Source organism: Bradyrhizobium sp. OAE829, from assembly GCF_040546575.1.
Classification (GTDB): Bacteria; Pseudomonadota; Alphaproteobacteria; order Rhizobiales; family Xanthobacteraceae; genus Bradyrhizobium.
The window spans coordinates 7,754,408-7,767,613 of record NZ_JBEPOE010000001.1 but is presented as its reverse complement, the minus strand read 5'-3'; the positions used below and the strand labels follow the sequence as shown (position 1 = coordinate 7,767,613).

Annotated in this window: 10 protein-coding genes; all 10 read right to left on the bottom strand. The window is 62.3% G+C overall.

What is annotated here, in order from left to right:
• Positions 1 to 141 precede the first annotated feature (141 nt).
• Positions 142 to 1,860 carry a class I poly(R)-hydroxyalkanoic acid synthase gene (gene phaC, locus ABIE49_RS36765; RefSeq protein WP_192734697.1) on the bottom strand — a complete coding sequence of 573 codons (1,719 nt, stop codon included), beginning with the start codon at positions 1,858 to 1,860 and terminating at the stop codon, positions 142 to 144.
• A gap of 139 nt (positions 1,861 to 1,999) precedes the next feature.
• Complete coding sequence (locus ABIE49_RS36760; protein ID WP_192734696.1) at positions 2,000 to 3,376, bottom strand: sigma-54-dependent transcriptional regulator; 1,377 nt, start codon at positions 3,374 to 3,376, stop codon at positions 2,000 to 2,002.
• Positions 3,366 to 5,066, bottom strand: coding sequence for a sensor histidine kinase (locus ABIE49_RS36755; RefSeq protein ID WP_354067164.1), 1,701 nt, complete (start codon positions 5,064 to 5,066; stop codon positions 3,366 to 3,368). Before ABIE49_RS36755 ends, ABIE49_RS36760 begins: the two co-directional genes overlap by 11 nt.
• Positions 5,067 to 5,253: 187 nt before the next feature.
• Positions 5,254 to 6,258 carry a cytochrome d ubiquinol oxidase subunit II gene (locus ABIE49_RS36750; protein WP_354067163.1) on the bottom strand — a complete coding sequence of 335 codons (1,005 nt, stop codon included), beginning with the start codon at positions 6,256 to 6,258 and terminating at the stop codon, positions 5,254 to 5,256.
• Positions 6,255 to 7,646 (bottom strand): cytochrome ubiquinol oxidase subunit I, encoded by a 1,392-nt coding sequence (locus tag ABIE49_RS36745; RefSeq protein ID WP_210337148.1) that lies wholly within the window; start codon positions 7,644 to 7,646, stop codon positions 6,255 to 6,257. The genes ABIE49_RS36750 and ABIE49_RS36745 overlap by 4 nt, the downstream gene beginning before the upstream one ends.
• Before the next feature lie 89 nt (positions 7,647 to 7,735).
• Positions 7,736 to 9,058: an NAD(P)/FAD-dependent oxidoreductase gene (locus tag ABIE49_RS36740; RefSeq protein ID WP_192734694.1), complete on the bottom strand. Its 1,323-nt coding sequence runs from the start codon at positions 9,056 to 9,058 to the stop codon at positions 7,736 to 7,738.
• Positions 9,059 to 9,105: 47 nt separating this feature from the next.
• Positions 9,106 to 11,388, bottom strand: coding sequence for an NADP-dependent malic enzyme (locus tag ABIE49_RS36735; RefSeq protein ID WP_192734693.1), 2,283 nt, complete (start codon positions 11,386 to 11,388; stop codon positions 9,106 to 9,108).
• 77 nt (positions 11,389 to 11,465) lie between these two features.
• Positions 11,466 to 11,888, bottom strand: a complete 423-nt coding sequence (gene phaP, locus ABIE49_RS36730) for a TIGR01841 family phasin (RefSeq protein WP_192734692.1) — start codon at positions 11,886 to 11,888, stop codon at positions 11,466 to 11,468.
• A gap of 55 nt (positions 11,889 to 11,943) precedes the next feature.
• A complete protein-coding gene (locus ABIE49_RS36725; RefSeq protein ID WP_192734691.1) occupies positions 11,944 to 12,354 on the bottom strand; it encodes an acyl-CoA thioesterase in 411 nt (136 codons plus the stop codon).
• 9 nt (positions 12,355 to 12,363) lie between these two features.
• Positions 12,364 to 13,089 (bottom strand): acetoacetyl-CoA reductase, encoded by a 726-nt coding sequence (phbB, locus tag ABIE49_RS36720; RefSeq protein ID WP_192734690.1) that lies wholly within the window; start codon positions 13,087 to 13,089, stop codon positions 12,364 to 12,366.
• Between the last annotated feature and the right edge of the window lie 117 nt (positions 13,090 to 13,206).

Below are 13,206 nucleotides of genomic sequence, written 5' to 3'. Positions count from 1 at the left end.
CGGTTTCGCGAATCGATCGGAGGTAGCCTAGCTCGCCAGGCCGAACATGGTAGGCCGCCAAAAGCCGCCGCGCATGCGCCAACCATCGCCGCCTCGACTGCCTCTCGGTTGCCGGTAGTACCATGCTCACCATAGACGCTGTCAGTCGGCTTTCGCCTTCACGTATCGACCGGGTGCAGATTCGCCCGGAGGATAGAGGTTGCTGCCGAGTTGCGTTCGCGCCGGCAATTGCTCTTCCGCCCGCGGCTTGAGCCAGGCCATCCAGTCGTTCCACCAGCTGCCGGGCTTTTCATCGGCGCTTGCCTGCCAGGTCGCCGGGTCGTCGGATCGCTTGGTCGACACCCAATAGCTTCGCTTGTTCTTCGACGCGGGATTGATCACACCGGCGATATGTCCGCTTGCGCCGAGGACAAAGCGCGTATCACCGCTGAACAGGCCGGTCGTGCGATAGGCGGATCGCCACGGCACGATATGGTCCTCGACGGTCGCCAAAACATAAGCCGGCAGATCGACCCGCCCCAAATCGACTGGCGTGTTGCACATCGTCAACCTGTTCGGGTGCCGGAGATTGTTCTCCAGGTACATGTTCCTGATGTACCAGCAATACATCGGTCCCGGCAGATTGGTGACATCGGCGTTCCAGAACAGGAGATCGAAACGCTCGGGCGACTTCCCCTTCAGGTAATTATTGATCACGTTCGGCCATATCAGCTCTTTCGAACGCAGCGTCTGGAACACGAAGCCGAGCTCGGCACCGCGGTAGATGCCACCACTCCCAATCGTCTGCTCACGCTGTCGCACGCTCTCCTCGTCCACGAATACGCCGAGGTCACCCGGTTCGCGGAAATCGAGCATGGTCGTCAGCAGCGTTACGCTGGCAACCGACTCGTCGCCTCGCGTCCGCAGGATAGCGAGCGCAGACGACAGGATGGTTCCCCCGACGCACCAGCCGACGACGTTGACCTTGTCGGCGCCGGAGATCGACCGGGCGATCTCGATTGCGAGCATGGCGCCATGCTCGACGTAATCATCCCATCCAAAATGCCCGCAAGAGGCGTCCGGGTTGCGCCAGGAAACGATGAAGACCGTCATGCCGTGCTCGACCGCAAACCGGACGAAGGAATTGGCGGGCTGAAGGTCGAGAATGTAGAACTTGTTGATGCAGGGCGGCACGATCAGCAACGGCCGAACGGCCACCCGCTCCGTCGCCGGTTCATATTGAATCAGCTGGAACAGATCGTTCTCGAACACGACCGCGCCCCTGGATGCCGCGACGTCCTTCCCGACCTCGAATGCGCCCTCATCCGTGATCGTCAGGCTGCCCCTACCCAGATCGGACATCAGATTGTCCAGGCCCGCCTTGAGGCTTTGGCCTTCGGTGTCCGACGCAAGCTTGAGGATTTCGGGATTGGTGGCGATAAAATTGGTCGGACTCATTGCCTCGACGAGTTGACGCGTGAAGAAGCGCAGCCGGTGCTTTTCCTTTTCGTCCAGATCCAGCGCCTCGACGAAGTCGGTGCAGTAGCGCGAATTCAGCAGATAGCATTGCTTGAGCAGACTATGGAGAGGATTGTCCCGCCAATCGGTGCCGTTAAACCTGCGGTCGCCGCGCGTAGGTTCGAGGGCCGCGTCGGTCTGCACGCCCGCGGCCGATTTGATCACCTGCTCCGTAAGCTGGTAGAGACGCATCAGGTGGTCGGCCTGCAGTTCGGCGATGCGCCCCGACGAGCTTAGCGCCGAGCTGGCGCTCGCACCGTCACGATCGGCATTCGGTGTCCACCCCAGCGACCGCCACAGGCTCGCACCCGCCTTCATGAACCCTTCGACAAACTCGTCAGGCATATTGAATGGCCGATTCATCGCTTCCCTCGCTCAGCAAGATCGAATGCTTGGTTCGTTTCCTCTTCGGGCCGCTTCTGTCTGGCGCCCTTCGCTCTCGTATGCGCCGAGAGCTTGTCAGCTATCCGGCCGGACCCGTCGCAATGGCCGCTTGTCGTCGTCAGGCGCCGAAGCGAACACTTGTCCCCTCCCTGATCCCGTCAACGTTGACGGAAAGGCGCTTAATCTTGTCGTACAGCGTCTGCTTCGGGATGCCCAAAAGCGTTGCCGTCGCCTGAACGTCGCCCTGCTTGCGCCGCAACGCGTCCTCGATGATCGACCGCTCGATGTTCTCCAACTGTCGAGGCAACGACACATCCGGTGCATCCAACCCGGGCTTGTTGATGGCCTTGCCGTCGAGCACGCCAAGCACGAAGCGATCGGCGACGTTACGGAGCTCCCGCACGTTTCCCGGCCACGAATAGGCCAGCAGGGTGGACAGCGTTTGCTCGTCCAGTATCGGCGCGTCGCGCTCGAACCGCCTGGCGGCGTCCAGCGTGAAGTGCTCGAACAGCAAGGGAATGTCCTCGCGTCGCTCGCGAAGCGGCGGCAGTTCGATGAATGCGACACCAAGGCGATAGTAGAGATCGGCGCGAAACAGTCGCTTCTCGCTCAACTCGAGCAGATTCGTCTTGCTCGCCGCAACGACGCGGCAATCCACCGAGATCGGCTTGTTCGTTCCGACGCGTTCGATCGATCGATCCTGCAGCGACCTCAGCAACTTCACCTGCACGCTCAGCGGCATGCTCTCGATCTCGTCGAGGAACAGCGTTCCACCATTCGCATATTCGATCTTTCCGATACGCTGACGGGTGGCGCCGGTGAACGCCCCTACCTCATGGCCGAACAACTCGCTCTCGACCAGCGATTCGGGGAGGCCGCCGCAGTTCACCGCGACATAGTGGCCGCCGCGTCGCCCGCTGTGATTGTGGAGACAGCGGGCAACCACATCCTTGCCGGTTCCGGTTTCGCCATAGATCGTGACGTCGACATTGGTCGCGGCCAATGTGGATACGAGTCTGCGCACCTCAAGTATCTGCGGCGAACGGCCCATCAGGCTCGCCTCGATGCCCTGGCGGTCCGCAAGGACGGATCGCAACGCGCGCACTTCCAGGGTCAACCGCCTCTTTTCGGCCGCCCTGCGCACCACCGAGACGAGTTGCTCCGACGAGCACGGTTTCTCGATGAAGTCGTAGGCGCCGTTTCGCATCGCCTGCACGGCCATGGAAATATCGCCGTGCCCGGTAATCAGGATCACCGGCAGATCCTGATCCAACCTGTGCAGATCGGACTGCCATTCAAGGCCGCTCTTGCCGCGCAGGCGCACGTCGCAGACCACGACGAACGGCATGTCGGCACGGACGGACACACTGGCGGTCTCGACCGAGGCGAACCCCGAGACGGAAAACCCGGCAAGTTCAAGCGCCTGAACGCCGCCGATCCGGACATCGTTGTCGTCCTCGACGTAGATCACGCCGATCGATTGGTCATCGCTCATGCGAAACCTCTGATGTGCCAGCCAACGGAAGGGTCACTGCAAATTCGGCGCCGCATGGCGTCAGGTTTCGTGCGCGCAGTTCGCCGCCAAAGGAGTGCGCGATGTGGTTGGAGAGCATCAGACCAAGACCGAGCCCTTTGCCCGCAGGTTTGGTCGTCACAAAAGGTTCGAACATGCGCTGCAGGACATCGGGCGCGATGGCAGGACCGCTGTTGCTGATGACGATACGGCAGCGCGCGGCCTGCCCCTCTTCCCGGCTCGCGCGGATCAGGATCGACTTCCGATCGGCGATCTCCACGGCGTCCAGCGCATTCGCCACGATGTTGCACAACAGCTGCTCAAGCCGCGTCTGATCGGCGACGACGCAGATATTCGCGTCAATGTCGGTCACGACGGTCACTCCTCCTTCCTTGACGCGCCCGGCGAGTATCTTGAGCGATTCGGCCACGGCATGTTCGACGGAGACCGCGTCAAGCGGGCTGCTCGACTTGTATGCGAAAGTCCGCAGCTGACCGGTCAGGCGTCCGAGCCGGCGCACCAATTCGCCAATCCGGGTCAGATTTCCGCGGGCATCGCCGATCGACCCGCGGTCGACGAGCAAAACCGCATTGTCGGCGGCCGTCTGCAGGGCGGCCAGAGGCTGGTTCAGTTCATGCACGATTCCGGCCGACATCTGGCCGAGGGCGGCGAGCTTGCCGGCATGGACCAGATCATCCTGCGCGGCCCGCAGCTCGGCGGTTCGCTCCTGCACCCTGATCTCGAGCATGTCTTTCGCCGCCTGCAACGCCGCCTGGTTGGCCAGGCGTTGCTTGATCGCTCGCCGGCGCTGCTCGACCAGACCAGCCGCCAGCAACGCAACGATGCAGGCGAGGCCCGACATCGCGCCGATGATCAGCGCGGTCTGCCGCGTCGGCCCCTCATCGTCGAGCAGGACCAGCTTCCACAGACCGTGGTTGATCGGCCGCTCGCTGAGGGTGTAGGCCGCGCCGTTTTCAGTAGTGATGCGTGCAGCGCCGTCCGAGAACTGAGCGACGAAGGTCCATCCGAGCGGCGTCAGTTCGTGGTTTCCGTATGGCTTGGATCGCGAAATCTCTTCGTACATCTGAGGCGACAGCGGCGCCATCGGATGAAAGCGCCACGCGTCGCGGGACGAGAGTATCGTGACCCGGCGTTCGTCGAGCAGAAGGATATCGCTCTCAATGTCGCGCCATCCGCGCTCGAACGAATCCAGGTTGACCTTGACGGTGGCAACACCCCTCGTCTCCCCGCCGTCCTTCAGGGCGTAGGAGAGATAGTAGCCGGCGCGCGCGCTGGTAATGCCGACGCCGAAGAACGTCCCTCGACCCTTCGAAAGAGCCTCGCTGACATAGGGACGGTACGACAGGTTTTGGCCAAACGGTGTACCCGGCTGCTCGAAATCAGCCGCGGCCAGCGTATCGCCGGAGACGCCGAGGACGTAGAGATTTTCGGCTCCCGCAAGCAGATTGATCGACTTCAAGTACTGGCTGACGGTTTGCCGCAGTGCGGGATCGCTGGGCGCACCGAGCAGCCGGAAAACGCTGGGAGACGTCTCGAGCAAGGACGGCAGGTATTCAAATCTTGAAAGATGACCGTCGAGCCGGGCGGCCTCCACGGCCAGCCGCTGCTGCGCGGCCGCGCGCAAATGGTCCAGCCCGCGCTGGAAAGCCATTGCATATCCGAGCCACGAAGCGGCCACGACCAGCGCGACTGCGATCGCTCCGCGCACAAGCCAGCGTGTGGAACCTGACGCCACCGAACTGATTTCGGGTCTCGCCCTGATGTTCACCAGCGATGGAAGGTCCGTCATCTTGGGAACCAGACAAATCCGAAGCGCGCCGGCCATGACGGTCGACCGCTTATGCATAGTCTAACTCTATGGTCTTGCCCCGGAATACGCGATAGGAAAATCCGGTGTAGGCGATAATGACGGGCAGCGTCACGCACACCCCGATCAGGATCACCTTGAGCGCCTCGGGGCTGCTGGCGGCTTGCCAGACGGTAAGCCTGTCGATCACCACAAAGGGATAGATGCTGTAGCTGAGGCCGAGAAAGCTCAGGAAGAACACGAGCACAAGCAGTGCGAATGGCAGCCAGCACAGGCTGCCGCGCACGGCAGGCGAGCCGAGCAGGAGACGCGCCGCCAGCAGCGCAACCCCTGTCGTGATCGGGATCGATACCACCGCGATCATCGCAGGCAGGCTGAACCATCTGACGCGAACGGTCTCGCTGATCCACGGCGTCGCCATCGAGATCAGGATCAAGCCCAGGACCATGGGCGGCCAGGCGATCTTGCTCCACTCGATCGCCTTGTCCTGCAGCTGGCCGTCCGTCTTCATCACCAGCCAGGTCGCCCCCAGCAGCGCGTATGCCATCGGCAGCGCTATCGCAATGGCCCCGGCGAAGATCGGATAGTTCCAGCCCTCGCCGAAGCCGCTGATGTACCGGCCGAGCATCCACCCCTGACACACGGACGCCAGCATCGAGCCTGCGATGAACAGGCGGTCCCACATTTCCTTCCGGCTGGCCTTGCCCTTGACCCTGAAATCGAAGGCTGCACCGCGCAGGATCAGGCCAACCAGCATCAGAGCGGTCGGCAGGTACAGTTCCGACAGAACCAGCCCGTGCGCCTTGGGGAAAGCGACGAGGAGCAGACCGACGCCAAGAACCAGCCACGTTTCGTTGGCGTCCCAGAACGGACCGACGGACGCGACCATGGTATCCCGCTCCTCGGGCGTCGCGCGGTGCATGAGCATGCCGACCCCGAGATCGTATCCGTCGCTCACGACGTAGACGAGCAGCGATACCCCCATCAACCCGATGAAGATCAGAGGAAGCAGCTCGTCGAACGACATCGAGATCATGCGAATTCCCCCCGGCGCTGATATTGCTGCGGGCCCTCCGCCAGGCCCTCCGATGTGATCATGCCCGGCTTCTTTTCCGATGTTTCCGACATGTGCTTCAGCACGCCGACATAGGCGACAAGCAGCGCCAGATAGACCGCAATGTAGATGCCGAGCGTCAGGGCAATGCTCGACGACGGAACACGAGAGGCGACGTCGCTGGTTCGAATGAGGCCGGCAACGATGAAGGGCTGGCGCCCGATCTCTGTGACGTACCATCCGGCGATGGTCGCGACCCAACCTGAGAAGGTCATCGCCGCGAACAGCTTCAGCATTGGCCGCGACATCCGGGCGAAATCCCAGCCGTCGCGCCAATGCCGCCACAAGCCGAACCAGCTGACCAGCAGCATCAGGATGCCGGTCCCCACCATGATCCGAAAACACCAGAACACCGGAAAGACCGGCGGATGGGCCGATGGAAACTCGTTCAGTCCCTTGATTTCGCCGTCAGCATCGTGCCGGAGGATCAGACTCGCGAGTTTCGGCACCGCCAGTTCGAAGCGGTTCGTTCGCGTCGCGTCATCCGGGATCGCGAAAAGAAGAAGCGGTGCGCCTCGCGTTGTTTCCCAGATACCTTCCATCGCCGCGACCTTCTGCGGCTGATGCTGGAGGGTATTGAGCCCGTGAAGATCACCCGCCACTATTTGCGCTGGTATAGCCAAGGCGGCGAAGATGAGCCCGGTCCGCAGCACGCGCGATGCACTGGCGGTCGCGACACCTTTCAGGAGCTGCCAGGCGCTGATCCCGATCAGCAGGAACGAACAGGTCAACGCGGATGCCAGCATCATATGGACAAAGCGGTACGGGAAGGACGGGTTGAAGATGATTTCCAGCCAATTCTTGGCTTGAAACTGGCCATCGATGATTTCGTATCCCGCCGGCGTCTGCATCCATGAATTCAAGGCAAGGATCCAGAATGCGCTCAGCATCGTGCCGAATGCGACCAGGAAGGTCGACCCGAGGTGGATCACCTCGCCGACGCGGCGGTGGCCGAACAGCATCACGCCGAGAAATCCGGCTTCCAGAAAGAAGGCGGTCAGCACTTCATAGCCGAGCAGCGGGCCGGCGATGTTGCCGACGCGCTCCATGTAGCCCGGCCAGTTGGTGCCGAACTGGAAGCTCATGGTGACGCCGCTGACCACCCCGAGCGCGAATGTCAGGGCGAATATTTTTGTCCAAAGCCGGTAGGCGCGGAGCCAATCGAGCTTCTGCTGCGGGTCGGTCGCGCGCAGGTGCTTCAGCCGAAAAAACAGCAGAACCCAACCCAGCGCGATCGAAATCGAAGGAAACAGAATGTGGAACGTGATATTGGCGGCGAACTGGATGCGCGCAAGGACCACGACGTCCATCAGCATTCCCTCCAGGTTCGGCGCAGTGCCTCACCGCCAATCATGTGCACAACGGCCGACACAGCACCCATCCCATCCATGCCCTGCAATCAATGGAGCTTCACGTGCGGCTCGGTGCGCCGGGTGATCAGGCGGGCCAGCGTATCGAGCGCCACCTTCACCGAACCATGCAACGCGTGTTCGTGCATCTTGTAGAGCGACAGGTACATCATCCGCGCGAAGATGCCGGCGAAGACCAGATTGCCGCCGACGAGCGCGCCCATCATCGAGCCGACCGTGCTGAATTCACCGAGCGACACCAGAGATCCGAAGTCCCTGTACCGATAGTCCTTCAACGGCTTGCCCTGCAAGTGCTTCGGAATCTGAGCGTAGAGATGGGAGGACTGCTGATGAGCCGCCTGCGCGCGCGGCGGCACATTGCCGTGTTCTCCCCACGAGCAGGCCGAACAGTCGCCGATGGCAAAGATATCGTCGTCACGTGTCGTTTGCAGCGTCGGCCGGACAACGAGCTGATTGATGCGGTTGGTTTCGAGGCCGGCGATATCCTTCAGGACGTCGGGCGCCTTGACGCCCGCAGCCCATACGATCAGCTCAGCGGGGATCGTCCGGCCCTCCGCCAGACTTACCTGGTCGGAACCGACCTCGGCGACCTTGGCCCCGACGAGCACATTGACCCCGAGCCTGCCAAGCAACTTCTCCGTCTCTTTTGAAACCCGCTCCGGTAGCGCGGGAAGCACCCGTTCGGCGGCTTCGATCAGCGTAATCCTGATGTCCTTCTGGGGATCGACCTGATCGAGGCCATACGCCACCACTTCACGTGTTGTCCTGTGGAGCTCTGCCGCAAGTTCAACGCCGGTCGCGCCGGCGCCGATGATGGCGACTTTCAACTGGTGCGCGCCCAGAGGCGAGGATTGTGCATGCGCGCGGATACATGCATTGACCATTCTTTCGTGGAACCGTCGTGCGTCCGCCTGCGATTCAAGCTTGATCGCATGCTCCACGACTCCGGGCGTACCAAAGTCGTTGTTCTGGCTTCCGACGGCGATGACAAGGACATCATAGTCAAAGGTCCGCTTCGGCGTGACCTCGCGGCCCTCGGCGTCGAAATACGGCGCCACCAGCACCTGACGGCGGTCCCGATCGATCCCGATCATCTCCCCGATCCGGTAGCGAAAGCCGTGCCAGTAGGATTGCGCGAGGTAGTCGACCTCGTGAGCGGAGATATCCATGCTTCCGGCGGCAATTTCGTGCAGCTTCGGCTTCCACACATGCGTGCGGTTTCGCTCGATCAGCGTGATGTCGAGCTTTCCCTTGCGCCCGTATTTGTCGCCGAGGCGCGTCGCCAGCTCCAAACCGCCGGCTCCGCCTCCGACGATCACGATGCGGGATTTTCCCAACTTCGGCTCACTCATGATGGCCTCGACCGATCGAGTTCACAGCTCGTCCAAGCGCGTCCCGGTCAAGCTCGCTCCGAAACGGCGTCTGCGACCGCGACGGCAGCCATGTTCACGATGCGCCGCACCGTGGACGATGGTGTGAGGATATGGGCCGGCTTTGCCGCCCCGAGCAGAATGCCTCCCACGGTCAGCCCCTGTCCCGCGGCCATCCGCAACAGATTGTAGGAGATATTGGCGGCGTCGAGATTCGGCATCACCAGCACATTCGCCGGACCGACGAAGCCGGAATCGGGAAACTCGTGATCAAGCACCGACTGCGACAGCGCGGCATCGCCGCGCATCTCGCCTTCCACCGCCAGATCCGGCGATCGTTCGCGTATGATCGTGCGCGCCTCCCGCATCTTGTGCGCTTCCGGGACAGCCGAGCTACCGAAGCTCGAATGCGACAACAGCGCCACCCTCGGCGTGATGCCAAACCGCCTGACCTCGGCGGCCGCCAGCAATGCGATGTCGGCGACCTGCTCGGCGGTCGGGTTGAGATTGCAGTGGGTGTCGCAAATGAACAGCTGATGCTGCGGCAGAATGAGCATCTGCATCACCGCAAGCGTCCGCACGGTCTCCCGCGTCCCGATCACGTTGCGGATGGCGGCCAGGTGATCGGCGGTCCGGCCGATGACCCCGCACAGCATTGCATCGCCGATGCCCCTCTCGAGCAGGATCGATGCGAGCACCGTCGCGTCGCTCCGTGTCTCCGACAGCGCCAGCGCGGCCGACACGCCATCGCGCTTCCTGCTCGCATGGTAGACGTCGGCGCATTTGGAATAGACCTGCGTATCATGCGGATCGATGATCTCGCAATCGCTGCCCGGCTGGAGCCGGAGACCGAACGCCTTGATCCGCTCTTCGATCATCGACGGCCGACCGAGAAGCAGCGGCTTTGCGATCCTCTCGTCAGCGATGACTTGTGCCGCGCGCAGCACCCGCTCATCCTCGCCTTCCGCCAGCAGGAGCGATTTGCCACTCCCCTTCGCCACCGAGAAGACCGGCTGCATCGCGTTGCCCGACTGATAGACAAACCGTCCAAGTCTCTGCCGATAGGCTTCCATATCGACGATCGGACGCCTGGCGACGCCGGTGTCGGCGGCGGCCTTGGCTACCGCCGGGGCGATCATTTCGATGAGACGCGGGTCGAACGGCTTGGGAATGAGATAGTCGCGACCAAAGCGCAGCCCCTCTCCCTTATACGCGGCGGCAACCACCTCGGGCACTTCGGTCATGGCCAGATCCGCAAGCGCGCGGACCGTCGCAAGCTTCATCTCCTCGTTGATGGTGGTCGCTCCGCAATCGAGTGCGCCCCTGAAGATGAACGGGAAGCACAGCACGTTGTTGATCTGGTTGGGGTAGTCCGACCGTCCTGTCCCGATGATCGCGTCCGGACGAACGGCCAGCGCGTCCTCCGGCATGATTTCGGGGATCGGGTTGGCCATGGCGAAGATCAGGGGATCTCGCGCCATCTTCTTGACCATGTCGGGCGTCAGCACGTTGCCGGCCGACAGGCCGAGGAAGATGTCCGCATCCTGGATGATCTGGTCCAGCTTTCGCGCTTCCGTCTTCACGGCATAGCGCGCCTTGTTGTCGTCCATGCCCTCAGTGCGGCCGGCATAGACCACCCCCTTTGCATCGCTCACGATGATCCGATCGTGTCGCAACCCGAGGCTGACGATGAGATCGAGGCATGCCAGCGCCGCCGCGCCGGCGCCGGAGCAAACCAGATTGACATCAGCGATGTCCTTTTTGACCAGCTTCAACCCGTTGAGGATCGCCGCCGCCGCGATGATCGCGGTGCCGTGCTGGTCGTCGTGAAAGACGGGAATCTTCATGCGGGCGCGCAGCTTCTGTTCGATGTAGAAGCATTCCGGCGCCTTGATGTCCTCCAGGTTGATGCCGCCGAAGGTCGGCTCCATCCTGGCGATCGTCTCAATCAGGGCGTCAGGATCGTTCTCGGCGAGTTCGATGTCGAATACGTCGATTCCCGCGAACTTCTTGAATAGGCATGCCTTGCCTTCCATGACCGGCTTGCCCGCCAGCGGGCCGATATTGCCGAGACCGAGCACGGCGGTGCCATTGGTAATGACGGCCACGAGGTTGCTGCGCGCCGTCAGCTCATCGGCCTGCAACGGATCCTTGGCGATGACCAGGCAAGGCTCCGCCACGCCGGGCGAATACGCCAGCGCCAGATCGCGTTGCGTTGCCATGGACGTCGTGGGCACGACGGAGATCTTCCCCGGCCTCGGCAGGCGATGATATTCGAGTGCGGCTTCCTTCAGATCCTGATCCTGATCCATCATATTCCCCGATTCTACTCTTGGTTCGAGAGAGAGGCGGATGCGCCCCTCTCCTGCTCGTGTTCGGTCAGCAGCTCTCAGGCGCTTCCGCCACGGGCGCGCATCGCAGCCATCCCCTCTTCGAAGCGCTGGTGCATGATTTCGATCGTCTGCTTCTGGGACTCGGTCGCGGTCTCGGCGAGCTGGCGCATGTTGGCGAGCGCTTTCTCGAATCCCTGCCGGGCGATCTCGGTGCGCCGCCCCGCAACGGTTTCGCTGCCTGCCTCTGCGGCGATCGCCTTCATGGTTTCCTGGAAAACCTCGGTCTGCCGCACCATCAGGTTTCGCCAGCTCTCATAGGCCGAACGATTGACCTCGGTGAGCGCGTCGATGCTCTTCTTCTCCATGTCGATCAACGACATCATGTCGACGCCGCTGATCTGGCAGGATTCGATGAGCTTGGCGAAGTCGAACCCGGGGAGGCCCCAATCTATGTTCGGCGTTGATTTGTTGTCAGACATGTCCGTCTCCTTCATGAGTGATTGGTGCGGTGTCAATTTGTGGCGGCGCCGTCGGTCACGATGCCTTCCTTGGCGGTTGATCGGGTCCGGCGCCTGCGATCGGCGCCGGCCGTCCTTCGGCGTCGAGCGCGACGAACGTAAAGATGCCTTCGGTCACCTTCACACGGTCCCCCAGGCGGCGGCGCAGCGCCCAGGCTTCCAGGCGGATCGCCAGCGATGTCCGCCCCACCCGCTCGGCCGCGGCGTACACGCAGAGAACGTCTCCGACATGGACCGGCTTGATGAAATGCATCGCCTCGATTGCCACCGTCGCAACACGCCCCTGCGCACGCTGGCCGGCATGGATGCCACCCGCGATATCCATTTGGGAAAGCACCCAGCCGCCGAAGATATCGCCGCTCGGATTTGCATCCGCAGGCATGGCGAGCGTTCGTGTCGTCAGATCCCCTTGTGGCTGCGTCGACATCGCGATGCCTCAGACCATGCTCTGGCCGCCGTTTGCGGATATCGTCGAGCCGGTGATGAAGCCGGCATCGTCGGATGCCAGGAACAGGACCGTTCGCGCGATCTCGTGCGGCTCGCCCAAGCGGCCGACCGGGATCAGCGGAAGAATGTTCTTGGCCACGACCTCGGGGTTGATCGCCTTGACCATCTCGGTGGCGATGTAGCCGGGACAGATGGTGTTGACGGTGATGCCGGAGCGAGCTCCCTCCTGGGCCAGAGCCTTGACGAAGCCCATATCACCCGCCTTGGCGGCGGAGTAGTTGACCTGGCCCATCTGGCCCTTCTGGCCGTTGATCGAGGAGATGCAGATCACGCGGCCGAACTTGCGCTCGCGCATGCCTTCCCACACCGGCCTCGTCATGTTGAACAGCGAGTTCAGGTTGGTGTTGATGACGGCATACCATTGGTCCGGCGTCATCTTGTGGAACATGCCGTCCTTGGTGATTCCAGCGTTATTGACCAGCACCTCCACCGGACCCAGATCGACCTCGACCTGCTTGAGACCTGCGACGCAGGCGTCGTAGCTCGACACGTCCCATTTGTAGACGTTGATGCCGGTCTCGCTCTTGAACTTCGCCGCCGCCTCATCGTTGCCGGCATAGCTCGCAGCCACCTTGTAGCCGGCCGCCTTGAGCGCGATCGAGATCGCCTCGCCTATGCCTCGCGTGCCGCCCGTCACCACTGCAACTCTGGACATTGTGTCTCCTCCTGTTCCTGATCGGTTCAACTTGTATTTCTCGGCTCTCGAGAAGCCGTTGTCGTATGCGGACGGCCTCTGCCGTCCGCATCTCGCTCTGGTCGCAACGACCGGGCC